This window comes from Bradyrhizobium sp. ORS 111 (genome assembly GCF_045571485.1).
Taxonomy (GTDB): domain Bacteria; phylum Pseudomonadota; class Alphaproteobacteria; order Rhizobiales; family Xanthobacteraceae; genus Bradyrhizobium.
The window spans coordinates 4,799,003-4,822,735 of record NZ_CP120701.1 but is presented as its reverse complement, the minus strand read 5'-3'; the positions used below and the strand labels follow the sequence as shown (position 1 = coordinate 4,822,735).

The 23,733-nt window shown below is 62.2% G+C and carries 21 protein-coding genes; 11 read left to right on the top strand and 10 right to left on the bottom strand.

Annotation, left to right across the window (positions count from 1 at the left end; all coding sequences use genetic code 11):
- Positions 1 to 6 precede the first annotated feature (6 nt).
- Positions 7 to 1,881, bottom strand: a complete 1,875-nt coding sequence (locus P6U30_RS22585; RefSeq protein ID WP_407165113.1) for a caspase family protein — start codon at positions 1,879 to 1,881, stop codon at positions 7 to 9.
- Between the two features lie 51 nt (positions 1,882 to 1,932).
- Positions 1,933 to 2,421, bottom strand: a complete 489-nt coding sequence (locus tag P6U30_RS22580) for a hypothetical protein (RefSeq protein WP_407165112.1) — start codon at positions 2,419 to 2,421, stop codon at positions 1,933 to 1,935.
- Between the two features lie 14 nt (positions 2,422 to 2,435).
- On the opposite strand from P6U30_RS22580, the gene P6U30_RS22575 reads away from it, so the two are divergent.
- Positions 2,436 to 2,996, top strand: coding sequence for a hypothetical protein (locus tag P6U30_RS22575; protein ID WP_407165111.1), 561 nt, complete (start codon positions 2,436 to 2,438; stop codon positions 2,994 to 2,996).
- Positions 2,997 to 3,099: 103 nt separating this feature from the next.
- Here P6U30_RS22575 and mmsB read toward each other — a convergent pair whose 3' ends face one another.
- The 5 genes from mmsB to P6U30_RS22550 all read right to left on the bottom strand — a co-directional run bounded on the left by mmsB (position 3,100) and on the right by P6U30_RS22550 (position 9,319).
- Positions 3,100 to 4,290, bottom strand: coding sequence for a multiple monosaccharide ABC transporter permease (gene mmsB, locus P6U30_RS22570; protein ID WP_407146996.1), 1,191 nt, complete (start codon positions 4,288 to 4,290; stop codon positions 3,100 to 3,102).
- On the bottom strand, positions 4,287 to 5,864 hold the full coding sequence (gene mmsA / locus P6U30_RS22565; RefSeq protein ID WP_407165110.1) for a multiple monosaccharide ABC transporter ATP-binding protein: 1,578 nt from the start codon (positions 5,862 to 5,864) through the stop codon (positions 4,287 to 4,289). Before mmsA ends, mmsB begins: the two co-directional genes overlap by 4 nt.
- A gap of 65 nt (positions 5,865 to 5,929) precedes the next feature.
- Entirely contained in the window at positions 5,930 to 7,003 is a 1,074-nt protein-coding gene (gene chvE, locus P6U30_RS22560) for a multiple monosaccharide ABC transporter substrate-binding protein (RefSeq protein ID WP_407165109.1), read from the bottom strand.
- A gap of 200 nt (positions 7,004 to 7,203) precedes the next feature.
- A complete protein-coding gene (locus P6U30_RS22555) occupies positions 7,204 to 7,962 on the bottom strand; it encodes an SDR family NAD(P)-dependent oxidoreductase (RefSeq protein WP_407165108.1) in 759 nt (252 codons plus the stop codon).
- 79 nt (positions 7,963 to 8,041) lie between these two features.
- The gene (locus P6U30_RS22550) at positions 8,042 to 9,319 is read right to left on the bottom strand and encodes an ROK family protein (RefSeq protein ID WP_407165107.1); all 1,278 of its coding nucleotides are present in this window, start codon (positions 9,317 to 9,319) and stop codon (positions 8,042 to 8,044) included.
- A 242-nt stretch (positions 9,320 to 9,561) separates the two neighbouring features.
- Between P6U30_RS22550 and P6U30_RS22545 the strand changes: the two genes are divergently transcribed.
- The 8 genes from P6U30_RS22545 (at position 9,562) to P6U30_RS22510 (ending at position 19,613) form a co-directional block, all read left to right on the top strand.
- A complete protein-coding gene (locus P6U30_RS22545; RefSeq protein WP_407165106.1) occupies positions 9,562 to 10,527 on the top strand; it encodes a sugar-binding protein in 966 nt (321 codons plus the stop codon).
- Between the two features lie 63 nt (positions 10,528 to 10,590).
- Positions 10,591 to 12,117, top strand: a complete 1,527-nt coding sequence (locus P6U30_RS22540) for a sugar ABC transporter ATP-binding protein (protein ID WP_407165105.1) — start codon at positions 10,591 to 10,593, stop codon at positions 12,115 to 12,117.
- Positions 12,114 to 13,175, top strand: a complete 1,062-nt coding sequence (locus tag P6U30_RS22535) for an ABC transporter permease (RefSeq protein ID WP_407165104.1) — start codon at positions 12,114 to 12,116, stop codon at positions 13,173 to 13,175. The genes P6U30_RS22540 and P6U30_RS22535 overlap by 4 nt, the downstream gene beginning before the upstream one ends.
- A 100-nt stretch (positions 13,176 to 13,275) precedes the next feature.
- The gene (locus P6U30_RS22530; protein ID WP_407170509.1) at positions 13,276 to 14,625 is read left to right on the top strand and encodes a carbohydrate porin; all 1,350 of its coding nucleotides are present in this window, start codon (positions 13,276 to 13,278) and stop codon (positions 14,623 to 14,625) included.
- Between the two features lie 204 nt (positions 14,626 to 14,829).
- Positions 14,830 to 15,594, top strand: coding sequence for an ATP-binding cassette domain-containing protein (locus P6U30_RS22525; RefSeq protein WP_407165103.1), 765 nt, complete (start codon positions 14,830 to 14,832; stop codon positions 15,592 to 15,594).
- The gene (locus P6U30_RS22520; protein WP_407165102.1) at positions 15,594 to 16,676 is read left to right on the top strand and encodes an ABC transporter permease; all 1,083 of its coding nucleotides are present in this window, start codon (positions 15,594 to 15,596) and stop codon (positions 16,674 to 16,676) included. The genes P6U30_RS22525 and P6U30_RS22520 overlap by 1 nt, the downstream gene beginning before the upstream one ends.
- A 94-nt stretch (positions 16,677 to 16,770) precedes the next feature.
- A complete protein-coding gene (locus P6U30_RS22515; protein ID WP_407165101.1) occupies positions 16,771 to 17,703 on the top strand; it encodes a sugar-binding protein in 933 nt (310 codons plus the stop codon).
- Between the two features lie 824 nt (positions 17,704 to 18,527).
- Entirely contained in the window at positions 18,528 to 19,613 is a 1,086-nt protein-coding gene (locus P6U30_RS22510) for a flavodoxin family protein (protein WP_407165100.1), read from the top strand.
- Positions 19,614 to 19,670: 57 nt separating this feature from the next.
- Here the strand turns inward: P6U30_RS22510 and P6U30_RS22505 are convergent, their stop codons facing one another.
- Complete coding sequence (locus tag P6U30_RS22505) at positions 19,671 to 20,561, bottom strand: SDR family oxidoreductase (protein WP_407165099.1); 891 nt, start codon at positions 20,559 to 20,561, stop codon at positions 19,671 to 19,673.
- 375 nt (positions 20,562 to 20,936) lie between these two features.
- On the opposite strand from P6U30_RS22505, the gene P6U30_RS22500 reads away from it, so the two are divergent.
- On the top strand, positions 20,937 to 21,377 hold the full coding sequence (locus tag P6U30_RS22500) for a CBS domain-containing protein (protein ID WP_407165098.1): 441 nt from the start codon (positions 20,937 to 20,939) through the stop codon (positions 21,375 to 21,377).
- Between the two features lie 114 nt (positions 21,378 to 21,491).
- On the opposite strand, the gene P6U30_RS22495 is transcribed toward P6U30_RS22500, so the two are convergent.
- Positions 21,492 to 22,214, bottom strand: coding sequence for a metallophosphoesterase (locus P6U30_RS22495; protein WP_407165097.1), 723 nt, complete (start codon positions 22,212 to 22,214; stop codon positions 21,492 to 21,494).
- Entirely contained in the window at positions 22,204 to 22,965 is a 762-nt protein-coding gene (locus P6U30_RS22490; protein ID WP_407165096.1) for a nucleotidyltransferase domain-containing protein, read from the bottom strand. Before P6U30_RS22490 ends, P6U30_RS22495 begins: the two co-directional genes overlap by 11 nt.
- A gap of 241 nt (positions 22,966 to 23,206) precedes the next feature.
- Between P6U30_RS22490 and P6U30_RS22485 the strand changes: the two genes are divergently transcribed.
- Positions 23,207 to 23,407, top strand: coding sequence for a hypothetical protein (locus tag P6U30_RS22485; protein ID WP_407165095.1), 201 nt, complete (start codon positions 23,207 to 23,209; stop codon positions 23,405 to 23,407).
- The last annotated feature ends 326 nt before the right edge of the window (positions 23,408 to 23,733 follow it).

Genomic DNA, 23,733 nt, shown 5'->3' with positions numbered 1-23,733 from the left:
CCGCGTCTAGTGGCAGACCTCGACATTGCCGGTGTTGCCGCCGGGGCCGCCGCCGCCGCGATACTCGAGGTGGCAGCCGCTCCTGACCTGCCGGCACAGATATTGATCGCAAACGATCTGACCGGTGCCGCCGCCGGACTTCGCGGTCGCCTGTCGGCGCGGAGCGTCCACTGTCGGCTCTCGCCTTTCGCGGACTGGACGATCCGCACGTAACGGACGCTCGTCGGTATTTCGTTTTGCAACCGGCTTCTTCCCGCGCCGCTTCTCGCATTCATTGTCGTCGTTGAGGAACGAGCCCTCGGCACAGGTGATCTTCACGCATTGGCCGCCGTCGGCCTTGTAGCCGTGCTCACAGATCAGGGGACAGACCCGCGACGGCTTGAGCTTGATCGCGTCAAGCGCATCGAGGCTTGCGAGCTTGGCGTCAAACTTGGTTCCCGCGTGCCGGTTGAAGAGGGCCAGCGAGCGCTGCGAAGCCGCATTCCATTGGCCATCGATGGCACCGGTGAAGCAGCCGACGCGGCTGAGCTCGCTCTGCACGGACTTGGCGATATCGGCCTTGTCGGCATCAGTCTTGGCAACATCGGTCTGGCCGGGCTCCGGGCTCAGCGCGGCGAGGTTGGGAGCCTTGTCAGCCTGGACAGGCGCGGCGGTCTCGGGATTGCCCGCGACGCTGTTCTCAACAGCCGGCTTGTTCGCGGAGAGCGCAGCCACCATTGCGGTTTCCGAGTCAGTTCGCTTCCGTTCGGCCTCGGCGGCCTGCTCTTGCGCCGCCTGCTTTGCATTTTCGGCGGCAATGCGGGCGTCTTCCGCGGCCTTGAGATCGGCGGCCGCTTTCTCCCGGTCGGCCCGCTGCGCGCCTTGGGACGTCAGCCGCGCTTGCTGCTGTTCGGCTTGCCGCGCTTTCTCGATCGCTGCGACGCGTGCATCCTCGGCCTCGAGCTGGTTAAGCTGCAGCTTGGCCAGATCAGCGTAGTATCCGTCCGGATGCTGGGTCAGGAACGCGTTCAAGGCGGCCTTGTTGCGGAGCTGCAAGGCCAATTCGTAGTCACGACGAATCTCGGACTGGGGATTGGCCGCTTGCGTCGGCTCCTCCGTCTTGGGCGCGGGGACGAGAGCGACGTCCTCGCCGCCCAGCGAGCCGTAGACATAAGGCTCTTGCCGGTTGCCCGTGGCTTGCAAGACATCGTCGCGGACGAAGCCGAAAGCTCTGCGCAAGTCGAGCCCCGGCTTGGCGATATATTTCACGAGAGCCGTCGCGTAAGGACTGTTCTTGCTGTTGCCGTCGAGCGCCGTCAATCCGGCCTTCGCCGCGAATGCGATCAACGTATTGGACACGGTGGGTTCGACCCTGGCCAGCCCGCGGCTGATTGATCGCGATGCAACTGTTCGCTTCATCGTGTCGGCAAAGGGATTGTTGCGGCACGCATCCACGATCACGACACGGAGCTGCCGCGCCGGCTCAATCGCCAGCAGGACACGATCGAGCGAGAACGCCTCGTCATAGATATCGGTATCGCGTTCAAGTTTCGCGTCTGTCGGGATCAGATAGTTCGTCCCGTCGATCTCGATACCGTGGCCCGCGTAGTAGACCAGCGCAATGTCGGCATCCCGCGCTTGATCGGCAAAATCTCTCAGTGCCCGCCGCATGTCGCTGGCGGCGAGGTTGAGCTTGGAGTCAACCACGTCAAAGCCGGCGCCTTTCAGGGTTGCGGCGATGGCGGCCGCATCGTTGGCCGGGTTTGGAAGCAATGGGACGTTCTGATAGCTGGAATTGCCGATCACCAAGGCCACGCGCTTGGTCGCCCAAGCCGGCTGGCAGGTCAGGAACAGCGAAGCAGCAAGAAGAAGGCAAACGCGAAGGTGCCTATGCAATCTCATGGCGAAACATCCTGCGGCTGCCCGAAGACAGGTAGCCTTGCGAAGATGGCCCTAAAAAATGCTCAGTGAACCAATTCGCACGCTACTGGCGGCCACCTGTCCGCGTACAGCGACAATTATGAGCCCGATCCATTCCTCATGTTGTCGTTCTACGCAGTGAACATGTTCAAGCCCGCAGCGAAGATTGTGGCGGCCAACGGGCTCGAATGAGGGGTTATCGGTTGCTGTCAGTTGTGCCGTAAGGCATTGATATGGCTCGTGATTGAAGCCCTCGCGCGATCCTGCCACAGCGCCGTGAGCACGCCGTTCGAAATACACGTTTCGGCGAGCGGCATGTGAAATGGGCGAAGGCTGGCAGCGGTTGATCGGACAGACCGGAGAGAACGGCTCGAAGGTTCCCATGGTGGTGATTACGGCCGACATGTCGCGCCTGCTCGCATTGCCCGATGCGGAGCCAGTGCGGCGCTCACCTCGCTTGATCTGCAAATCATTATCCAACACCATTTGCTCAGAACGTACGAAGATTGAATCGAAATCCAATTTTGGAGAACCTTATGTCCATTCCGCTGAGAATTTACATCACGCCGTTTGCTGAGAAAGGTGTTCTGGAGCCCGGAAAATGGAGTTGCGATGCGGCCAAGAAGGCACTGGATGTGGTCAATACGATCTGGTCAAAGGCCAAGATTTCGTTCGTGATCAATGATTGCCTGACAGACAAGCCGCTCGACATCGCCAAGAGCGCCCGCAACGACGATAAGCGGATGCTGGGTGTGCTCAGCCTCCGCCATGATCCCGACAATGCAGTCCATATCTATCTGGTCAATCCGATTCAAAATCTTCCAGCCGGCGGAGGCTCGTACCTTCACAGCGATCCGGAGCCGGCCAGCTTTGTCCAGTGGTACGGCGATGACTTCGCGAATGGACGTGCCTTCGCGCATGAACTCGGTCATCTCATGAGTGTCGATCACGTCGACATCGATTACATGAACGAAAAGCAGGCGGCGGCGTTGCGCGGCAACCTCATGACGAAAGGCTTGAGCGTCGGCAGCGACTTGACCAAGCAGCAAATTGAGACGGCCAAGGGCTCAAAGCTGGTCAAGCGATTTGGCGGCTGACGTTGCTTGGCTCCAAATGATGCCGCTCGCGTCGGCCGCTGGCCGGGACAAGCGGAACGATGCCGCGATAGGAGCGGGCGGATGTCAGTGTGCGTTCCGCTCGTTATCTGCGCTGGTTGTAGACGTCGATGCACACCGCACCCAGCAGGACGAGCCCCTTGATGACTTGCTGATAGTCGATGCCGATGCCGAGAATGGACATGCCGTTGTTCATCACGCCCATGATCATGGCGCCGACCACCGCTCCGCCGACCCGGCCGACGCCGCCATAGGCGGAGGCGCCGCCGATGAAGCAGGCGGCGATGACGTCGAGTTCGAAGCCGAGGCCTGCCTTCGGCGTTGCGGTGTTGAGGCGCGCGGCGAAGACGAGCCCGGCCAGGGCCGCCAGGACGCCCATGTTGACGAAGGTCAGGAAGGTGAGACGCTCCGTCTTGATGCCGGATAGCTTCGCCGCCTTCGCATTGCCGCCGACCGCGTAAATGTGACGGCCGACCACGGTTCGCCGCGTCACGAAGCCGTAAAGCGCGATCAGCGCCGTCATGACGACGAGCACGTTCGGCAAGCCGCGATGCGAGGCGATCATGTAGGTGAAATAGAGCACCACGCCGGCCAGCACCACGCTCTTTCCGACAAAAAGTGCATAGGGCTCGACCTCGATGCCATGCGACTGCTCCCGCGCGCGGCCCCTCGCGCTGGCGTAGACCATCGCAAACGCAAGCGCGGCTCCGATCAGGAGCGAGGTCGGATGCAGCGTGCCGGTGTCGGGGAGCAGTTCAGGAATGAAGCCCGACGAGAGCTTCTGGAAGGTCGGCGGAAACGGCCCCACCGACTGGCCCTGCAGGACCGCCAGCGCCAGGCCCTTGAACACCAGCATGCCCGCCAAGGTGACGATGAAGGAGGGGATTCCAAAATAGGCCACCCAATAACCCTGAGCCGCGCCGATCGCCGCGCCGAGCAGGAGGCAGGCGAGGAAGGCGAGCGGCGGGTCGAGGTGATAGCGGACCATCAGCACGGCCGCGACCGCGCCGACGAAGCCCGAGACCGAGCCGACCGAAAGATCGATATGGCCGGTGACGATCACAAGCAGCATGCCGAGTGCCATGATGACGATGTAGCTGTTCTGCAGCACCAGATTCGTCAGGTTGAGCGGCTGCAGCAGCGTGCCGTTGGTGACAAGCTCGAAGAACAGCATGATCGCGAACAGCGACAGCAGCATGCCGTAGTTTCGCAAGTTGTTCTTGATGAAGCTGGCATGCCGCCGTTCTTCCGGCAGCGATACCGTCTTGTCGGTCATGGCCTCATTCCCTCCGCCTGCGCGTCGTTGACGCTGGTCCCGTTCCCCAGGCTTTTGTTGCGCATGATAGCATGCATGATCTTTTCCTGGGTCGCATCATCACGCGCAAATTCACCAACAAAAGCCCCCTCGTTCATGACGTAGATGCGATCGCAGGTGCCGAGCAGCTCCGGCATTTCGGACGAGATCACGACGATGCCCTTTCCGGCCGCGGCGAGCTCGTTGATGATGCGGTAAATCTCGTATTTGGCCCCGACGTCGATGCCGCGGGTCGGCTCATCGAGGATCAGAACCTTTGGGTCTGTCATGAGCCATTTCGACAGCACGACCTTCTGCTGGTTGCCGCCGGACAGGGTCGCGGCCTCCTGATAGACGTCGGAGCAGCGGATGCGCATCCGGTTCCGATAGGCTGTGGCGGCCTTCAATTCACCGATGTCGTCGATCACCCACCTTGGCGCCACCTGCTCGAGGCTTGCCAGGGTGACGTTCTTGCGCACGTCGTCGGCCAGGATCAGGCCGAGCTGCTTGCGGTCTTCGGTGACGTAAGCGAGCCCCGCGTCGATCGCCGCCGGGACGCTGGACAGCTCGACCTCGCGCCCGTCGAGCGTAATGCGGCCGCTGATCGCGGTGCCCCATGCGCGGCCGAACAGGCTCATGGCGAACTCGGTACGCCCCGCGCCCATCAAGCCGGCAATGCCCACGACCTCACCGCGTCGGAGGTGGAAGTCGACATTCTTGATGACCTGCCGCTCGGGGTGGAGCGGATGGTGCACGGACCAGTTTTTGACCTCCATCACCGTATCGCCGATGCGCGCGTCGCGCTCGGGAAACCGATGGGCGAGGTCGCGGTTGACCATGCTGCGGATGATCCGCTGCTCTTCCACGGGCTCGGTCCGGCAGTCGAGGCTGTCGACAGTGAGCCCGTCGCGCAACACCGTGATGCGATCAGCGACGCGGGCGACTTCGCTCAATTTGTGGGAAATCAGGATCGAGGCGAGGCCCTGGTCGCGGAAGGCAATCAGGCGGTCGAGCAGGGCTGTGCTGTCGGACTCGTTCAAGCTCGCCGTCGGCTCGTCCAGGATCAACAGGCGGACGCGCTTGGAAAGCGCCTTGGCGATTTCGACCAGTTGCTGCTTACCAATGCCGAGGTCGGTCACGAGCGTATCAGGCTGCTCGCGCAAGCCGACCTGGGCCAAAAGGTCCCGCGTGCGCCGGTATACCTCGTCGCGGTCGATGACGCCGAACCGCGCCGGAGGGTGCGACAGAAAGATATTCTCGGCGATCGACAGGAGCGGGATCAGCGCGAGCTCCTGATGAATGATGATGATGCCGAGCGCCTCCGAATCGTTGACGTCGCGAAAGCGCCGCTCCTCGCCGTCGAAGGTGATGGTTCCTTCGTAGCTGCCATGGGGGTAGACGCCGCTGAGCACCTTCATCAACGTGGACTTGCCCGCGCCGTTCTCGCCCACAAGGGCGTGGATCTGGCCGGCCTCCACCGAGAAACTGACGTCGCGCAACGCCTGCACGCCGGCAAACGCCTTGCTGACACCGCGCATCTGAAGCATTGCCGTCATCGCATCATGTCCCGCATCGCCGCGCCACCGGCAGGCGCGGTCTCGCGCCCGCCGGTGGCATTGCATCACTCAAATTGCGAGCGCTTGTAGTAGCCGGAGTCAATCAGGACCTTCTCCCAATTGCTCTTGTAGACCACGACCGGCTTCAGCAGATAGGAGGGCACCACTTTGACGCCGTTGTTATAGGTCTTGCTGTCGTTGACGGTGACCTGCTTGCCGGCGAGGGCTGCATCCACCATGTCGGCTGCCACCTTCGCGAGGTCGCGGGTATCCTTGAAGATGGTGGAATATTGTTCGCCGCGCAGCATCGCCTTGATCGACGGCACTTCCGCATCCTGCCCGCTGATGATCGGCATCGGCTGATCGGCGCTGCCATAGCCGACGCCTTTCAGCGAGGAGATGATGCCGATGGAAAGGCCGTCATATGGCGACAGCACGGCATCGACACGCTTGTTGCCGTAGTACGCGCTGAGCAAGTTGTCCATGCGGGCCTGAGCTGTCGCACCGTCCCAGCGCAGGGTCGCGACCTTGTCCATGCCCATCTGCCCGCTGACCACATTGAGCTTGTGGCTGTCGATATAAGGCTTCAGCACCGACATCGCGCCATTGTAAAAGAAATAGGCATTGTTGTCGTCGGGCGAGCCGCCGAACAGCTCGATGTTGAATGGTCCTTTGCCATCCTTCAACCCGAGCCCTTGTTCGATCGATTGCGCCTGCAGCACGCCGACCTGGAAATTGTCGAACGTCGCATAGTAGTCGACGTTGGGCGTGTCCCGGATCAGACGGTCGTAGGCGATCACGGTGATGCCGGCGGCCTTGGCCTGCTTGAGCACGTCCGACAGCGTGGTGCCGTCGATGGCGGCGATGACAAGGGCTTTCACGCCCTTGGTCACCATGTTTTCGACCTGCGAAAGCTGGTTTGGAATATCGTCCTCGGCATATTGCAGGTCGGTGCCGTAGCCGCGCCCTTGCAGCGTCTTGACCATGTTGTTGCCGTCATCGATCCAGCGCGCGGACGATTTTGTCGGCATCGCGATCCCGATCGTCGGCTTGTTTTGCGCTAACGCGCCGTTACCCAGAGCGATCGCGGAAAGGCCCGCGAGCACCAGCGTTGCGATAGTGGTTGTTAGCCTCGGCATTGGTCACTCCCTTTGTTGTCTTTTCGGAACTCGATTGATGGTCTGGGATTTCTTGGTGTCCCTTACGCGCTTGCAAGCTGGACGTCCGGCTCGCCGTCCCCCGGGCAGCGCCGTTCGGCGGGACGGCGGCTCGGGGGATACCCCTGATTGAAGTTGACGACGGCAAGACGCCGCCGCTTCCCGACCGGCATCGGCTATGGTTAGACCCAGCCTCCATCGACGATGTAGTTCTGATTGGTGCAGGCGCCGCTGTCGTCGGATGCGAAGAAGAGGACCACGCGGGCGATATCGTCCGGCACGAGCTTGCGCTTGAGGCATTGCCGCTGCATGAGCTCGGCCTCACCTTCGGGCGTCAACCACCGATCCCGCTGCCGCTCTGTCATGATCCATCCGGGCAGGATGGAGTTAACCCGTATGTTGTTCGGCCCGAGGTCGCGGGCGAGCGCACGGGTGAGGCCCTGAACGGCTGACTTGGCTGTGGTGTAGCAGGGCATGTTGCCCTGGCCGATCACCCAGCTCACAGAGCCCATGTTGACGATTGCGCCGCCCCCTGCATGCTTCATGTCCGGCGCAACCGCCTGGGCGCTGAAGAACTGGTGTTTCAGATTGACCGCGATCCGCTCGTCCCAATATTCCGGGGTGACGTCCTCGATCGCGTGACGGTCGTCGCGGGCCGCGTTGTTGACCAGGATGGTGATCGGCCCGAACGTCTCGCGGACGGCGGCGATCGCGCGTCGCAGCGCGCCGATGTCGCGCAGGTCGGCGTGCTCGAAGTGCACACTCGCATGCGCCGGCAAGCTTTCCAGGAGCTGCTTTGAGGCGTCGATATCGATATCGATGAAGCCGACCCGCGAGCCCTGGTTGACGAATTGCCGGACGATGGCCTCGCCGATACCGGAACCGCCGCCGGTTACGAGCACAGTCCGGTTCTTGAGGCTTGGATAGGTGGCACCCTGCATTGGCATCCTCTCGATTTGGCGCCTGAAGGGCGTCGGTTGCGTTTGCTGCGGCCCAACCACGGGGCGCAGCTCCCGGTATTCACTCGGTCGTCTCCATGTGGCTTCGATCCACGACCGGCAGCGTCCGCCGCACCATGCCGTCGACAATGGCCGCCGACTCGCTCGGACGCACATATATTGCCGTCGACTTCAGCAGCCACGGCAACACGGCCTGATCGAGCCGCTCTTCATAGGCACTGCGCATCATGTCGAAGGCCTGCACGCCGGGACCGGCCAGGATGACATGATGCGGGCGCAGCACCGATATCGTGGTGGCGACCGCCTCGGCAAGCGCGTGGCCGGCCTGCCGGAACAAGTGCTCGAGACGGGGATCGCCGCCGCGCGCTCGCTCGCGCAGCAAAGCCATCTGCGCCTCGGATGGCTGCTGCGACACGGCCGGCGGCAAGTCGAGAAAGGTGCGGGCGTCGCGGTAGAGCGCATAGTCGGCGAGATGAGCCTCGATGCAGCCGCGCTGACCGCAGCGACACTGCGGGCCGTTCTGCGCCAGCTTGACATGGCCGATCTCACTGCCCGCGCCGGCACCCAAGCGCGCTTCACCGTCGACAATGACGCCCATGCCGACGCCATGGCCCACCATGATCGTGGCCGTGAGGCCCTGCGCCAGCGCCGGTTCCGCGGCTGCGAGCGCCAGCGCAACGGCGACCGCGTCGTTCGCCATCACGACGTCGACGCCGAATGCCTGACGGACCGGCGTCGCCAGGTCGACGTCTGTGATCGATAGCGCCGGACTCCACAGATGCCGGCCGGTGTCGGCGTTGACGATGCCCTGCAGCGCTATTCCGATTCCGAGCAGCCGATGCCGCGGCGTGGCGGTCGCATCAAGCATGGCGTCGATCTGTGCGATCACGAGATCGCACAACGCGTCTGCATCGAGCGCGCGCGTCGCGAGTTCAAGTCGCGACTGTGCCAGGCCAGCGCCGCTGAAATCAGCGATCAATGTCTCGATCAGATTCATGCGCAGCGAGACGGTGACGATGCGGCCAAATTCGGGGTTCAGGGTCAGCAGGGTCGCTGGCCGGCCGCGGCGACGGCCGTTCAACCCGTCCGCATCCTCCTCATCGGCATCGTCGGGCCACTGCGTTGCCGCCACCGTTTCGGTCTCGGCTTCGCACAGCAGTTCTTCCGCCATCAGTTTCGACGTGATGGCGGAAATGGCCGGGAAGCTCAGCCCCGTGCTGCGTGCGAGCTCGACGCGCGGCAATGGCCCCTGACGTCGTAAGACTTCGACGAGGCGGCCGCGGTTCGATCCGCGGGCCAAGCTGGAAGCGCGTCTCAGCGGCTCGGGCTGTTCGTTCATACGTCCCCTTTAATTCAGCCAATGAAATTATTCAATCCGGCCGAATCGGGCACGGGCGGAAAAGGCGCGGATAGTTGCTGAATTGCATCATCTTGAAACTATTGTTGGTTGAAGGTTCGATCGAGAGCGTCCTTGACTGGACAATTTGTCGCGATAATTTATTAGTTGCGTGAATAAAATAAGGCGCGAACAGGCGTCGCGTGTGAAATCCCCTCATCGGGGGTGTCGACAGGGAGGTACGCATGAATGACTCAGTGAAAAAATTGATCGCGCCGCTATTGGTGGGCGCAGCCGCGCTCGCGATGGCAACGGGGATGGCGCAGGCGCAGCAAAAGAAGACCATCGCGCTGGTGACCAATGTCGCGGCCGATTTCTGGACCATCGCGGGTCGTGGGCTCGAGAAAGCGCAGAAAGAGCATCCGGACTACAATATCGAGTTGATCGTCACCAACGAAGGAACGGCGGCAGGCCAGCGGCGCGAACTCGACGACCTCCTGGTGCGTGGCGTCGCCGGCATCTCGATCTCCGTCGACGATGCGCCGCATGCAACCGAAGAGCTCAACAAGGTTGCGGCCAAGACCGTGCTGATTACGACGGACAGCGACGCACCGCAGAGCAATCGTCTCGCTTATATCGGTACCGACAACGTCGCGGCCGGCCGGCAGGCGGGCGAGGAGATCAAAAAGGCGCTGCCCAACGGCGGCAAGATCGCGCTGTTCGTGGGAACGATGGACGCTGACAACGCTCGCGAGCGGGTGCAGGGTATCAAGGAGGCGATTGCCGGCACCAAGGTCGAGCTGGTCGATGTGTTCACCGACCAGGTGGACTTCGCCAAGGCCAAGGCGAACATGGAGAACGTGCTCGTCAAATATCCCGATATTGCGCTGTTGTCCGGCCTGTGGAGCTACGAGACGCCGCTGATCTATGACGCGGTGAAGGCGGCGGGCAAGGCCGGCAAGGTGAAGATTGTCGGCTTCGATGAGGACCAGCGCACGCTGCGGGGCATTTCCGACGGAACGATCGAATCCACGGTCGTGCAGCAGCCCTATGAGTTCGGCTACCTCTCCGCCACCAACATCATCAAGACGCTGAACGGCGACAAGTCGTGGATCCCGGCGGGCAGCAAGCTGATCGTGCCGACCAAGGTGATCAATAAGTCAAATGTCGCGGAGTTCACCGCAAATCTGAAGGAGCTGCTGAAGAAGTAACATCAGCATGCTCATCGCCCGGCTGCCACAAGCTGCCGGGCGATGAGCCGGAGGAACCGCTAAATGGCAGAGACGCTGCTCGAGCTCATCGGGATCAGCAAGACGTATCCCGGTGTCAAGGCTCTCGATGATGTCAACCTGCGCGTGTATCGCGGCGAGGTGCTGGGCCTGATCGGCGAGAACGGTGCCGGCAAGTCGACGCTGATGCGCGTGCTGGGCGGCGTGATCGCGCCGAGCGAGGGCGTGATCCGTATCAGCGGCAACGACCACGCCCGGATGACGGTGAATGAGGCGACGCAGGCCGGCATCGCCTTCGTGCATCAGGAGCTGAACCTGTTCGAGAATCTCGACGTCGCGGCCAACGTCTTCATCGGGCGCGAGAAGCGCACCGGCGGTCCGCTGAAGCTGGTGGACAACGCGGAGATGCGCGCCCGCGTGACGCCGCTATTGGAGAGGCTGGGCGCGGATTTCACGCCGGACACGCTGGTCGACAATCTGTCCATCGCGGAACGCCAGATGGTGGAAATCGCCAAGGCGCTCTCGATTGACGCCCGCGTGATCATCATGGACGAGCCGACCTCCAGTCTGACGATTTCGGAGACGGAACGGCTGCTTGAGGTGATTGCCGACCTGAAGGCGCACGGCATCTCGGTGATCTATATTTCTCACCGGCTCGGCGAGATCATGACCTGCGCTGATCGCGTCGTGGTGCTGCGTGACGGCCGCACCGTGGGGGAGCTGGCGCGCAACGAGCTAAGCCATGCCGCGATGATCCGACTGATGATCGGCCGCGACCTGAAGGCGCTGTACACGCCGCCGATGCAGCCGCCGCAGCCGGGCGGCTGCGATATCGCCGGCCTTGTGACATCAGCCTTTCCCGACCGGCGGATTGATCTTTCTGTGCGGCGCGGCGAGATCCTTGGCCTGGCAGGGCTGGTGGGCGCAGGTCGCACCTCGCTTGCGCGCGCGGCCTTCGGCATTGACCCGCTGCTGGGTGGCGAGATCAGGATCGACAACACGCCGGTCGGTGTTGCCTCGCCGCGGGACGCGATCAGGCAAGGGATCTATCTGGTGCCGGAGGACCGCAAGAAGTCCGGGTTGGTGCTGGAGCTGCCGATCCGCGAGAACGTGACGCTCGCGAACTTGCTGAATTATGCGCGGATGTGGCTGGTGAGCGGCGCGGCCGAGCGCAAGGTCGCAAAACAACAGGCCAGGAGCCTGTCCATAAAGGCGCCGAGCATCGACATCGAGGCGGTGACGCTCTCCGGCGGCAACCAGCAAAAAGTCGTGCTGGGCAAGTGGCTTTCGATGCAGCCGCGAGTGATGTTCTTCGACGAGCCGACCCGCGGCATCGATGTCGGTGCCAAGAGCGAGATCTACGCCTTGATGCGCGAGCTCGCCGACCAGGGCGTCGCGATCGTGATGATTTCCTCGGACATGGAGGAGGTCATCGGCGTCTCCGACCGGGTCGCAGTGATGCACGAAGGCAGTATCAGCGGCGTGCTCGAGCGCGATCAGTTCAGCGAATACAACGTGTTGCGGCTTGCGATGGGCCAGACACTGGAAACCATGGAAGCCGCTGCGTCATGATGAAGAAAGAACTGGGCCTGTTTTTGCTTCTGGCGGTAGTGTTCGCCATCACAGGCGCGATCAATCCGGCCTTTCTGTCGTTGGTGAACTTGCTGAACATGGCCAATCTGATCGGCCTGTTCGGTGTGTTCGCGCTCGGTGAGGGGCTGGTGATCATCACCGGAGGCATCGATCTTTCGCTCGGCTCGATGTTCGCGCTGCTCGGTGTCGTCTTCGTCGACCTTCTGACGACTTATCAGATCTATTGGCCCTTCGCGCTGTTGCTGGTCCTGCTGGGCGGGCTGGCGCTGGGCGGCATCCAGGGTTTCCTGATCACTCGGCTGAAGATGCAGCCCTTCATCGTGACCTTGTGCGGATTGCTGATCTATCGCGGCGTCGCACGCTACTACACGAGCGATTCGACACGCGGCTTCGGCTACGGTGACGAGGCGAGCACGCTGAGCAACATCGCGTCCGGCAATATCGCCGGCATCCCGAACACCTTCATCTTCCTGATCATCCTGGCGCTGATCCTCGGCGTGCTGCTGCACCGCTCTGTCTACGGGCGCTGGCTCTATGCGGTGGGCAAGAACGAGGAAGCAGCGCGCTTCTCCGGCATCAGCACAAATATCGTGATCGCGACGGCCTATATCATCAGCGGCGGGCTCGCCGGCGTCTCGACCGTGCTGTTCGTGTTCTACACCAACTCCGTCTCTCCGAGTTCGTTCGGCAACTTCTACGAGCTCTATGCGATCGCGGCCGCCGTTCTCGGCGGGTGCAGCCTGCGCGGGGGCGAGGGCTCCATTCTCGGCATCGTGCTGGGAACGGCGTTGCTGCAGGTGCTGCAGAACTTGGTGAATATCTTGGGCATCCCGAATTCGCTGAACTTCGCGGTGATGGGGACGGTGATTCTGCTCGGTGTGCTGGCGGATCAGCAATTGCAGGCCCGTCGGCGGCAAAAGATGGCGCTGGCCGGGCTGGCTCGAACGGCGCCGAGATCTACACCTGCGCAAGAAAAGCAGAGCGCGTCGCCGCGTGGAGCAACTGCGTTGCCAACGAGAACGGGCGACCATGCATGAGAGCGAAATACAGGGAATCTACGGGGCGCGTTCCAGGCTGCAGGGCTTTGGGCAGGAACGTGACGAAACAGGCAAAGCCGGGGACGCTGGGAGTGCAAAAATGTTGCATAGGTCTGTAAACGCGGCACGGCTGTGCGGTGTGGGGATTGCTTTGTCATCCTTGTTGAGCGGTGGAGCGTATGCCGCCGATCTTTTGACGAAAGCTCCGCCTCTTCCTTATGCGGAGACCGACGATTTCTGGACAAGGCCGTATCTGTTCGGCGATCTCGGCAGAACCAGGCTGAAGGAGCAAGGCATCGATATCGGCCTGACGTTGGGTAATGAATCCGTCGGCAACGTATCGGGCGGAAGCAGGAACACCGCGGCCAACGCCGGACAGCTCTGGTTCGGTGCCAAGTTGGACATGGGGAAGCTTGCCGGTATCCCGGGGGGCACGGTCGGCCTTACGCTGGTCGACCGCTTCGGCGACAATCTGAATTCCGAGGCTGGAATTCCGGCGCTCCAGCTAACCAACGAAGTGTTCGGCCGCGGCAACATTCTACGCCTGACCCAACTCTACTACTCTCAGAAGCTCTTCGACGATCGCCTTGAAATCAAGGGCGGCCGTCTTCCGGTGGGCTCCGACTTCTTCTTCGGCCTGTGCGAGTTCATCAACCTGACCTTCTGCGGCGGTCAGCCCGGCAATATCCAGGGCGGCTACATCTACAATTGGCCGGTGAGCCAATGGGGCGGTGTGGTCCACTACAACTTTGCCAAGGAATTAACGTTGTCGGTCGGCGTCTACGACGCCAATCCGAATTATCTGACGACCTCAGACTCCAGCGTTTACTTCTTGCCGGGCGTGCCGAGCTCGAGCCGGGCCTCCGGCGTGCTGGTGCCGGTGGAGTTGGTCTGGGCGCCGAGCGGTCCGTTGAACGGCACCTGGAGACTCGGCGGCTGGTATGACGATGCGTCGACGATTGATGGTGGCCTCCCGGGTATCATCACGACCATCCCGGGTGTCGGCGGTGTCCCGGACCAGAATCTGGGCGATCAACGCGGCCGCTATGGCATCTATGAGTCGATCCTGCAGCGGTTGACCGTTGAGGGTCCGAAGGCGCAGGGTTGGTATACCTTCCTCAACACGACCGTTGCCGATCACCGGACGTCGTTCCAGGACTACCAGATCGCCCTGGGCTTCAAGCACACCGGAACGTTCTCCTGGCGCCCGGACGACGAAGTCGGCTTCGCGGTGGGCACGACCCACGTGAATTCTGCCGCACTCAGCCCGAATGCGGGCGGCAACGAAGTTCCGATCGAAGTCTGGTACGGATGGCAGGCGACGGGCTGGATGAACCTCAAGTTCGACGCACAGTACGTGATCAATCCCGGCGGGCGCGGGTATAATGGCGCCGGCGTGAAGACCGATAATGCCGTGGTTCTTGGTATGCGCACCGAGGTTCACTTCTGATGCGGACATAACCTGTCCGGGTCAAAGCATTGAGTGACCCTGACGCGGTGTGAGGGATGGGCCATGCCGGGGTCGAGCAATCCTCGCGAAGGAGGGTTCGCTCGGCGACCGCGCATGCGCCTGGGTTCGATCCGCAACCGCGTTCGGGACGCCAGGACTATCTGGAAATCGCTGGTCAACCAGCCCGTCTGAACGAGGCCGACCATGGTAACCCCTCACGATGCCGGACGACCGGTCCTGGAGTTGAAGGGCATCGGCAAGGAGTTCGGCGCCATTCGCGCGCTGCACGACGTCGACATGCGCATCTTCGCCGGCGAGGTGGTTGGCTTGATGGGAGACAACGGCGCCGGCAAGTCGACGCTGGTCAAGATCATCGCAGGCAACTTCCCGCCGAGCCACGGCGAGATTTGCTTTGACGGCAAGACGGTTCATTTCGCCCGTCCGATCGACGCCCGCGCAGTCGGAATCGAGGTGGTGTATCAGGACCTCGCGCTTGCCGATAATCTCACGGCGGCAGCCAATGTCTTCCTCGGCCGCGAGCTCAAGCGCAAGCTCGGTCCGTTCGCCTTTCTCGATCACAAGGCGATGGCGGCGCGCGCGCTGGAGCTGTTTGGCGAGCTGCGCTCGGAGACCCGTCCGCACGACCTCGTCAAGCAGATGTCGGGCGGCCAGCGTCAAGCGGTCGCGATCGCGCGGACGCGGCTCTCCAATGCGAAGCTCGTGATGATGGACGAGCCGACAGCCGCGATCTCGGTTCGTCAGGTCGAGCAGGTCCTGAGCCTGATCCATCGTCTGAAGGAGCAGGGTGTCGCGGTCATGTTGATCTCGCACCGGATGCCCGACGTGTTCGCGGTCTGCGATCGCGTCGTCGTCATGCGGCGCGGCGAGAAGCGCGCCGACAAGGCGATCGGCGAGACCAGTCCCGAGGAAGTCACCTCCCTCATCACGGGAGCGAAGGAGACTGCGTGATGGCCACACCTCTGGAATCTGGCATCACCTTCAGCAATGTCGGCCGGGCCAAATGGTGGCAGACCGGTTTCTTTGCCTCGCAGACCGGATATGTCCTGCTCGCGCTGGTGGCGCTGTTCGTGGTGATGAACTTCGCCAGCCCCTATTTCTTCACCGAAGGCAATATGCAGAACGTGGCGAAGAACTTTTCCTTCATCGCCATCGCCACGCTCGGCATGACCTTCGTCATCATCACCGGTGGCATCGATCTCTCGGTCGGCTCGATGATGTGCTTTTCCGCGATGATCACCTCGATGGTCATGACGCATCTGTCGACACCGGGCGCGCCCGGCGCGGAGTGGTTCGTGCATTTGGCGGCTGACGGCAAGACCGTGATCGCCAATGTCCCGGGTTTGATCCTGCTGGTCTCGGTCCTGGCGGGGCTCGGCGTCGCTTTGCTGGTCGGCCTCGTCAACGGTTTCTGCATCGCGGTGCTTGAGCTGTCGCCCTTCGTCACCACGCTCGGCATGCTCTCGATCGTGCGCGGCCTCGGCTACGTGGTCTCCAACGGCCGCGGCAGCTTTCCCGGCGGCCCCGACGCCGATTATTTCTATGCGCTGACATCGGGCGTCGTGTTCGGCATGCCCGCGCCGTTCGTCTATCTCGTGATCCTCGCAGCGGTGATGGCGGCCGTGCTGCATCACACCAGTTTCGGCCGTCACGTCTTTGCGCTCGGCGGCAACGAGAAGGCGGCTGCGCTGACCGGCATTTCTGTCGTGCGCGTGAAGATCGGGGTTTACGTGATCTGCGCGCTCGCAGCGGGACTGCAGGGGATCATCGTCTCCGGCTGGCTCGGATCGGCGCCCGCAAACATGGCGACGTCCTACGAGCTCAACGTCATTGCCGCCGCCGTCATCGGCGGCGCCAATCTCGCCGGTGGTGTCGGCGGCCCGCTCGGAGCCATTGTCGGCTGCGCGCTGCTGGAGGTGATCCGCAACGGCCTCGTGCTCGCGCAAGTCAACTCCTATTGGCAGCAGGCTTTGGTGGGCGTGATCATCATCGCGGCGGTGCTGGTCGATCGTCTCCGCTCGCGCCTGGCCTAAGGAGTTTCATCCCGGAGGATCATCATGTTCGCCTATCCGCCTCCCGGAGCCCGCTGACTGCAAGGGATAGGCACAAGAAATGTGGAGGGAAGCAATGAGGAAGGTACTTCTTGTCGGCATCGCAGTTGCCATGATGGCGACGCCAGCGTTCGCCCAGAGCTACAAATTCGTGATCGTTCCCAAGGCCATGAACAATCCGTTCTTCGATTTCGCGCGCGACGGCTGCCAGAAGCGTGCCAAGGAGCTGGGCAACATCGAATGCGTCTACAAAGGTCCTGTCGAGCACGAGCCGGCGACGCAGGCGCAGATCATCCAGGATTTCATCACCCAGAAGGTGGATGGCCTGGCGATCTCGGTTGCTGACGTGGCCGCGATGACCAAGTCGATCGAGGCGGCCACCGCCGCCGGCATTCCCGTCATCACGTTCGACGCGGACGCGCCGGGCTCGAAGCGGATTGCCTATATCGGCACCAACAACAAGGAGTTCGGCGTCGCCCTTGGCAAGCAATTGCTGGCGCTCCGGCCCAATGGCGGCAAGTACGCGATGATCTCGGGCGGGCCGGGTGCGGAGAATTTGGCCGAACGTGTCAACGGCGTCCGCGAAGCGCTCAAGGGTTCGAAGTGGACTGAAGTCTCGGGCTCGCCCGCGTTCTGCAACGACGACCCGGCGCTTGGCGTACAGCAGATGACGGATCTGCGCACCGCGACTCCTGACCTCGCGGCGATCGTCCCGGTCGGCGGCTGGCCCATGTTCGCGCCGGAAGGCTTCAAGGCATTCGCCAGCAAGAGCAAGAAGGACATCGATGCCGGCAAGTTCACGCTCGTCGTGGCCGATACTCTCAAGATGCAGCTTGAGCTTCTGAACGAGGGTTATGCCAATGCGTTGGTCGGTCAGCGTCCGTTCGAGATGGGCGAAAAGGCGATGGATACGCTGCTGGCCATCAAGAAGGGTCAGAAGGTGCCGGAGATCATCTACACCGGCCTCGACATTGTGACGAAGGACAATGTTGCGAAGATGTTGAAGTAGGAACGTTCGCGGCCACGACGGCTTCCGCACGCCTTTCGTCCATCCCGGGAAAAGGCCCGGCGGGGAGCATCCAACCGTTCACGCCAAATGTGGACGAGGGGCTCCCCGCTGGAATGTCTGGTGGCGATGATCTGGCTTGAAGCACCAGCGTTTCTCGTTCGCCTCCCGTTGAGGCAGCCCTTTGTTTCGTAAAGTCGAAATCCCCTTAGAGCGTTTTCGAGCGAAGTGGAAACCGGTTCGCTAGAAGAAAACGCGTCAAAACAACAATCTAGAGCTTCGGTTTTGATTCAATCAGAACCGAAAATGCTTCAGGCAGGTTGGCCGGGAACCCAAATTCGCTGCAGTTCGTTATCTCAGTTTCCGTTGGAGGTGGGTGTGATGAACAGTCATCGAACGGCACTGGTCCTTTTCGCTGTCGCCCTCGCGATCGCATGCGTCGCCGCAACCATACTCACGCTGAACAACGTCAACACGCGCGTGGCCAGCAATGACACGCCACCGGGCACGACCGGGCTGGCGAAGCCCCATCCGCCGCTAGATCGCGCGCCCGGCGTTCCGATACAGACGCCCGCTCAGCGGTAGAGCCGGGTGGTTTGCGACGCCTCGCCGGCATCGTCGTTGGGACACCGATCAAGGGTCTGCAACCCGCTATCGCGCTGATCCTGCAAAGCTGTCCAGTCGGCGCAGCAACCCGGCGAGGGATTAGGGTGTTGACTCTCACGCGCGAACATCGATCGGCAGAGAGCAGGACGAAGCCTACGATTGAGATCGTCAACGGCCATTGCGTCGCGCAGTACATCGTCGGGCGTGAGCTGGAGTAGCAAATGACGGATCTACCAGACGCTGCCATTCGGAAAGGAATGCCGCCGGCCAAATTGTCGCGCGAGGAGTTCGAGCGACGGTATCGGCGCGGTTTCACCGATCCTGCGTTCGATCCCTTGCAGCGCGAGATCGACGCGATCATCGGGGCGGCGTGGGATGCCTATAGCCACTCGCGCAAGGCGCCACGGACCAGCCGGGCGGGTCCCGGGTTTGCCGACCCGACCTACGAAGTGGCTATCGATTGGCTTGCGGCACGCCGGGAGCTGATGGAAGCGCAACGCCGTCACGACGCGGCCGATGAGCCGGCCCGTATCCTGATCATCAATGGTTCGTCGCGAAGTGAGCACACGTGCCCGGGCGAGATGTCGAAGACGTGGCGGCTCGTCAAGCTTGCCGAGCCGGTCTTCCGCGAGATGGGACTTGCGGTGGACATCCTCGACCTGTCGAGGCTCGCGTCCGAGTTCGGCCGGCGGATTTATCCGTGCAAGTCGTGCGTCGCAACGGCGATGCCGCTCTGCCATTGGCCGTGCAGTTGCTATCCCAACTATTCGCTCGGGCAGACCGGAGACTGGATGAACGAGATCTATCCGTTGTGGGTCGCGGCGCGCGGAATCCTGATTGTCACACCCGTGAATTGGTACCATGCGCCCACCGGCCTGAAGGCCATGATGGACCGCCTGGTCTGTGCCGACGGCGGCAACCCGGACCCGACCTCGACGCATGGCAAGCACGCTGACGAGGCAAAGGCGTTGGAGTTGAAGGGCTGGCCATATCCTCGCCACCTGGCCGGCCGTCATTTCGGCATCGTCGTGCATGGTGACAGAGCTGGCGCCGAAACGCTGCGACGGTCGCTGTCCGACTGGCTGACCGACATGAGCCTGGTCTCGAGCGGACGGGCCGGGGAGGTGGACGGCTATCTCGGCTACATGGAGCCATACGCGACCTCGCATGCGGCGCTCGACAGGGACACAGCCTTTCAGCAGGAGACCTTGAACGCCGCGCGTGCGCTTGGACGGGCGGTCTTGCTTGCGCGCTCCGGTCGGCTCGAGAATCCCAGCGAGGGCCTGGACGATCCGAATCCCAAATGAGTGGAGCAACCTGGCGCCCGGCGTGCTAGCGCCCGGCGTGCTCCGATCGCCGAGGCGTCATGGTTGTCCGGCACCGCCCGATGCGCCATAGACCTGGCCGGTCGTGTAGCTGGCATCCGCCGCTGCGAGCTGGACGTAGATTGAAGCCAGTTCGGCAGGCTGGCCGGGACGGCCAAGCGGCGTTTGACCGCCGAACTTCTCGAGCTTTTCCATCGGTGCGCCGCCGGAGACCTGCAACGGGGTCCAGATCGGGCCGGGCGCCACCGCGTTCACGCGAATCCCCTTCGGACCAAGCTGCTTTGCCAGCGACTTCACGTAGTTCATGGTCGCGGCCTTGGTTTGCGCATAGTCATAGAGCTCGGGCGAGGGGTCGTAGGCCTGCTCGGAAGTCGTTCCGATAATGCACGCACCTGACTTCAGATGCGGCAGCGCGGCCTTGATGATCCAGAACGGTGCATAGATGTTCGTCTTCATCGTCGCGTCGAAGTCGTCTGACGACACGTCGAGGATCGACTCGCGGGCTTGCTGGCGCGCCGCATTGCTGACGACGATGTCGAGCCCTCCGAGGCCCTTCACGGCCCGGTCCACCAGGTCTCGGCAGAACGCCTCACTCGTGAGGTCGCCGGGGATGGCGAGGCCGACACGGCCTTCCGCCTTGATATACGCAATGACCTCCTGCGCGTCCGGCTCCTCAGTTGGAAAATAGTTGATCGCAACGTCGGCGCCCTCTCGCGCAAACGCGATCGCCGCCGCGCGTCCCATCCCGGAGTCGCCGCCCGTGATCAGCGCCTTTCGTCCTGCCAGCCGGCCGGATCCCTTGTAGCTGGCCTCGCCATGATCGGGACGCGGATCCATCCCGCCGGCAAGGCCAGGCCATGGCTGCGACTGTTTCTTGAAGGGCGGCTTCGGATACACGGCGATCGGATTGCTCAAACCTTCATGTCGCATCTGTTCGCTTTCCTGTTCGCATTCCTGGCCTTGGTCGAGGTGAGCGAGCCACGATGTCCTCCCGGCGCGAGATCGTTCCGGCGCGAGACCGTTGCGCCCGATTTTGGCCGAACCAGTCATCGCTCACCGTCCGAACAACATGCAACGCTCCGGATCGTTGCTATTCCTGCGCGCGGCGCGTCACATCGTACAGACCGCCCGGAAGCGTTTTCGCGAGGAACTCGCTTCGCGTTGGCGACTTCGCGTTCGACATCAGCGGCGTCCCTTTTGGAACGCGTCACAATTGCGTCCGTTAAAATCGGATCGACCTTTCAATCGATGACGCCACCGCATGAGCGAGACGTGCCGGTGGTAAACCCGGCATCGGAGGCGACCATGAAGAAGATCAGTGATGTGATGACACGGGACGCGAAGCTCGTAAGTCCCAACGATACCCTTCAGCACGCCGCGAAGCTGATGAAAGCGTGCGATTGCGGTGTATTGCCGGTCGGCGACGGCGACCACCTCGTGGGCATGATCACCGACCGCGATATCGCAGTGCGCTGTATTGCGGAGGGCAAAGGGCCGGACGCCAAGGTTCGCGACGCCATGAGCAAGGAAGTGAAATACTGTTTCGAGGACGAGGACATCGCTCACGTCTGTGCGAACATGAGCGAGATCCAAGTACGGCGGCTGCCGGTCATGGACCGGAACAAGCGCCTGGTTGGGATCGTATCGCTCAGCGACTTGGCGCGGCATTCAGCCGGAACCGCCAAGGCACTGCATGGTATTGCTCGTCCGAGCCAGCAGCACAACCAGAGCTCGGCCTCTGCCTAAGAGGTCCCTGCATTCGCGAGCGCGATGCCTACCCGCGGGTGCTTCCACCTGCGGGCGAGGGCAGCGGCGTCCCCGGCATGTCGTTTCCTTTCGCGGCGCCTGCAGCGGAATTCGTCAGACGGAAACGAGCGCATAGGGGAGCGCTGACGGCTTCGACACAGGCCTGGCAACATTGTACACCGGCGCTCCGGCAGGCGTGCGGCCTTCGTACCTGCCGCGATGGGCGTGACCATGCACGACCGCGCTCACCTTGAACCGATCGATCGTCTCCGCGAGGCGCGAACAGCCGAGGAACGGGTAAATCTCCAACGGTTCGCCCTCGACCGTCTCGACGATCGGGGCGTAGTGCAAGACCACAACGACGCGCTCCCTGTTGACGGTCCGCATGATGTTTTCCAGCCGCATCGCTTCGTTCATTGCTTCGGCGACGAACGTCTTGATGGCCGGTTCACCGAAAGAGCTCAGCATTCGCGGGCCAAATCCTCCGGCAAAGCCCTTGACGCCGATGAACGCCACCCCGTCCACTTCGGTGACCTGGCCGTCGAGCAGGCGCATGCCTCCGTCGCACAGGATCTGCTTCACCTGATCCGCATGCCCGGACTCGTAATCGTGGTTGCCCAGAACTCCAATCACCGGGATCGCGCAGGCACGCAGCTCCTTGGCCAGAAGTTCAGCCTGCGTCGGCGTCCCGGTGTCGGTGAGATCGCCGCAAAGGACCAGCGCGCCGGCGCGCTTTGATATCTCCTCGAACATTTCTCGAAGCAAGATCGGTTGATTGTCCTTGACGTGAAGATCACCGATGCTCGCAAATGTGAATGAGTTGGCATCACCTGTCATTGCCATGTTCACCTGTTGCATCCAGAAAGCCCCACTTCTCGACAGCGATCCGATAGTCGGAGCTCGACAGCAATCGACCGCGGCAGATCCTGGTACCGGGCGCTGCGTGCTTGCGCTGTCGCTCCAGGCGATCGAGAAGCTCGTCGAGCAGCCACCCTGGAATGGCGTCCCGTTCGCTGGGATAAATCCAGCGGAAGCTGAGCACATGGCAAAGCAGGATCTCCCAATGCTTGTCCACGTAGGCAACGAGGCGGTGCCAGTCGATATCATTGCGTTGCATCAAGATGACGTTGGCAATGTCGCTGGCATCGTGGCGCTGCCGCTTCTGAACGAAGACCTTGGACCAGATGAGCTCCGTGGGGCTGATCAGAGGTACGTCATGCCCGAGAACGCGAGCTTCCTGCACGTACCGGAACCATTGGTCTTGGACCGGGACGAGGCCATTGCTCGAACCGAAAATGATATCGACGAAATTGGCTCCATGGTGGATCTTTCCGATCCAGCGCTCGTCCACCATCGATGCGGTGCGGCCGTCCTGCTGCAGGCAGTCGAGCAGGCGGGGCAATTCATCCGAGGTCGTAAAGATGTCGATGTCCTTGGTCGGACGACGCGCGCCGGTATAGGCGTTCACGGCATATCCGCCGCCGACCAGGAACCGGACCCGAGCCTTGAGCAGATCCGACAGGACGTCCGCATAAAACCGCTCCGCTTGTGCGAGGCTTGCGCGCCGGTGCCCCTCGGCGTCTGCCATGGGTTCTGCTCTTGATTCCGGAGTCTCACCGCGAGACCGCATGCGTTGTCGCCTCCATCTCCTGCTGTGCAAATGGATGCGGAAGACAGACGTTCCTAGGTGAGTTCCGGCCAATCGACCGTGCAACGGGAACGAGCCTTTATCCTCCGCGTTCCAACATGATCGTATTCCCGGGGGAGGGAGGCGCTGCGTAGCAATGCGGTTGGCGCCGGCCTTTCGACCAAGATTGGGTAGTGAAGCAATGAGCGACGCGACACGATTTGCGCAGGTCCTCGGACGTGCTGCACTGCGTATCTGGGCCGATATGCCGCGCGACGTGCAGGAGCATCTGTTCGAGGATGCCGTCGCAGGTGACGAAGCTCTCCGGCAAAGTCTTGCTGTCTATTTGCACGATCACCATCCGCGGACAGCCCACCCCGCGAAGCCCACCGCAACTGCCTAGCGGGTTCCTTGGGCGCGCCGTGTCCGACCTAGCCCGAGGCGGCTTAGGAACCCGCAGGTAAATCACGCATTATTGCCCCAGATGAAACAGAAGAACGGCAATGCGAAAACTCGCTCTTGAGCGTTGGCGGCCGGTGCCAGCATCGCGCCGGCCCGAGGGGTATCATGGACCTCGCTGCCATCGCCCTTGCGGTGATGACGGAGCTCGATAAGGCCGGGCTTTGGTTCTGCGGACGAGATGGAGGTGAATATCCGCGTCCCCTTCATCATCCGCGGAGGCCTGGCGGCTCAGACGGGAGATCCGGTTGCCGGTCCGTTTTGTTCGAC

Excerpts from the sequence above, each read along its gene's own strand:
- P6U30_RS22585 (WP_407165113.1), bottom strand. The coding sequence starts at position 1,881 with ATGAGATTGCATAGGCACCTTCGCGTTTGCCTTCTTCTTGCTGCTTCG.
- P6U30_RS22575 (WP_407165111.1), top strand. The coding sequence starts at position 2,436 with ATGTCCATTCCGCTGAGAATTTACATCACGCCGTTTGCTGAGAAAGGT.
- mmsB (WP_407146996.1), bottom strand. The coding sequence starts at position 4,290 with ATGACCGACAAGACGGTATCGCTGCCGGAAGAACGGCGGCATGCCAGC.
- mmsA (WP_407165110.1), bottom strand. The coding sequence starts at position 5,864 with ATGACGGCAATGCTTCAGATGCGCGGTGTCAGCAAGGCGTTTGCCGGC.
- chvE (WP_407165109.1), bottom strand. The coding sequence starts at position 7,003 with ATGCCGAGGCTAACAACCACTATCGCAACGCTGGTGCTCGCGGGCCTT.
- P6U30_RS22555 (WP_407165108.1), bottom strand. The coding sequence starts at position 7,962 with ATGCAGGGTGCCACCTATCCAAGCCTCAAGAACCGGACTGTGCTCGTA.
- P6U30_RS22550 (WP_407165107.1), bottom strand. The coding sequence starts at position 9,319 with ATGAACGAACAGCCCGAGCCGCTGAGACGCGCTTCCAGCTTGGCCCGC.
- P6U30_RS22545 (WP_407165106.1), top strand. The coding sequence starts at position 9,562 with ATGAATGACTCAGTGAAAAAATTGATCGCGCCGCTATTGGTGGGCGCA.
- P6U30_RS22540 (WP_407165105.1), top strand. The coding sequence starts at position 10,591 with ATGGCAGAGACGCTGCTCGAGCTCATCGGGATCAGCAAGACGTATCCC.
- P6U30_RS22535 (WP_407165104.1), top strand. The coding sequence starts at position 12,114 with ATGATGAAGAAAGAACTGGGCCTGTTTTTGCTTCTGGCGGTAGTGTTC.
- P6U30_RS22530 (WP_407170509.1), top strand. The coding sequence starts at position 13,276 with ATGTTGCATAGGTCTGTAAACGCGGCACGGCTGTGCGGTGTGGGGATT.
- P6U30_RS22525 (WP_407165103.1), top strand. The coding sequence starts at position 14,830 with ATGGTAACCCCTCACGATGCCGGACGACCGGTCCTGGAGTTGAAGGGC.
- P6U30_RS22520 (WP_407165102.1), top strand. The coding sequence starts at position 15,594 with ATGGCCACACCTCTGGAATCTGGCATCACCTTCAGCAATGTCGGCCGG.
- P6U30_RS22515 (WP_407165101.1), top strand. The coding sequence starts at position 16,771 with ATGAGGAAGGTACTTCTTGTCGGCATCGCAGTTGCCATGATGGCGACG.
- P6U30_RS22510 (WP_407165100.1), top strand. The coding sequence starts at position 18,528 with ATGACGGATCTACCAGACGCTGCCATTCGGAAAGGAATGCCGCCGGCC.
- P6U30_RS22505 (WP_407165099.1), bottom strand. The coding sequence starts at position 20,561 with ATGCGACATGAAGGTTTGAGCAATCCGATCGCCGTGTATCCGAAGCCG.
- P6U30_RS22500 (WP_407165098.1), top strand. The coding sequence starts at position 20,937 with ATGAAGAAGATCAGTGATGTGATGACACGGGACGCGAAGCTCGTAAGT.
- P6U30_RS22495 (WP_407165097.1), bottom strand. The coding sequence starts at position 22,214 with ATGACAGGTGATGCCAACTCATTCACATTTGCGAGCATCGGTGATCTT.
- P6U30_RS22490 (WP_407165096.1), bottom strand. The coding sequence starts at position 22,965 with ATGGCAGACGCCGAGGGGCACCGGCGCGCAAGCCTCGCACAAGCGGAG.
- P6U30_RS22485 (WP_407165095.1), top strand. The coding sequence starts at position 23,207 with ATGAGCGACGCGACACGATTTGCGCAGGTCCTCGGACGTGCTGCACTG.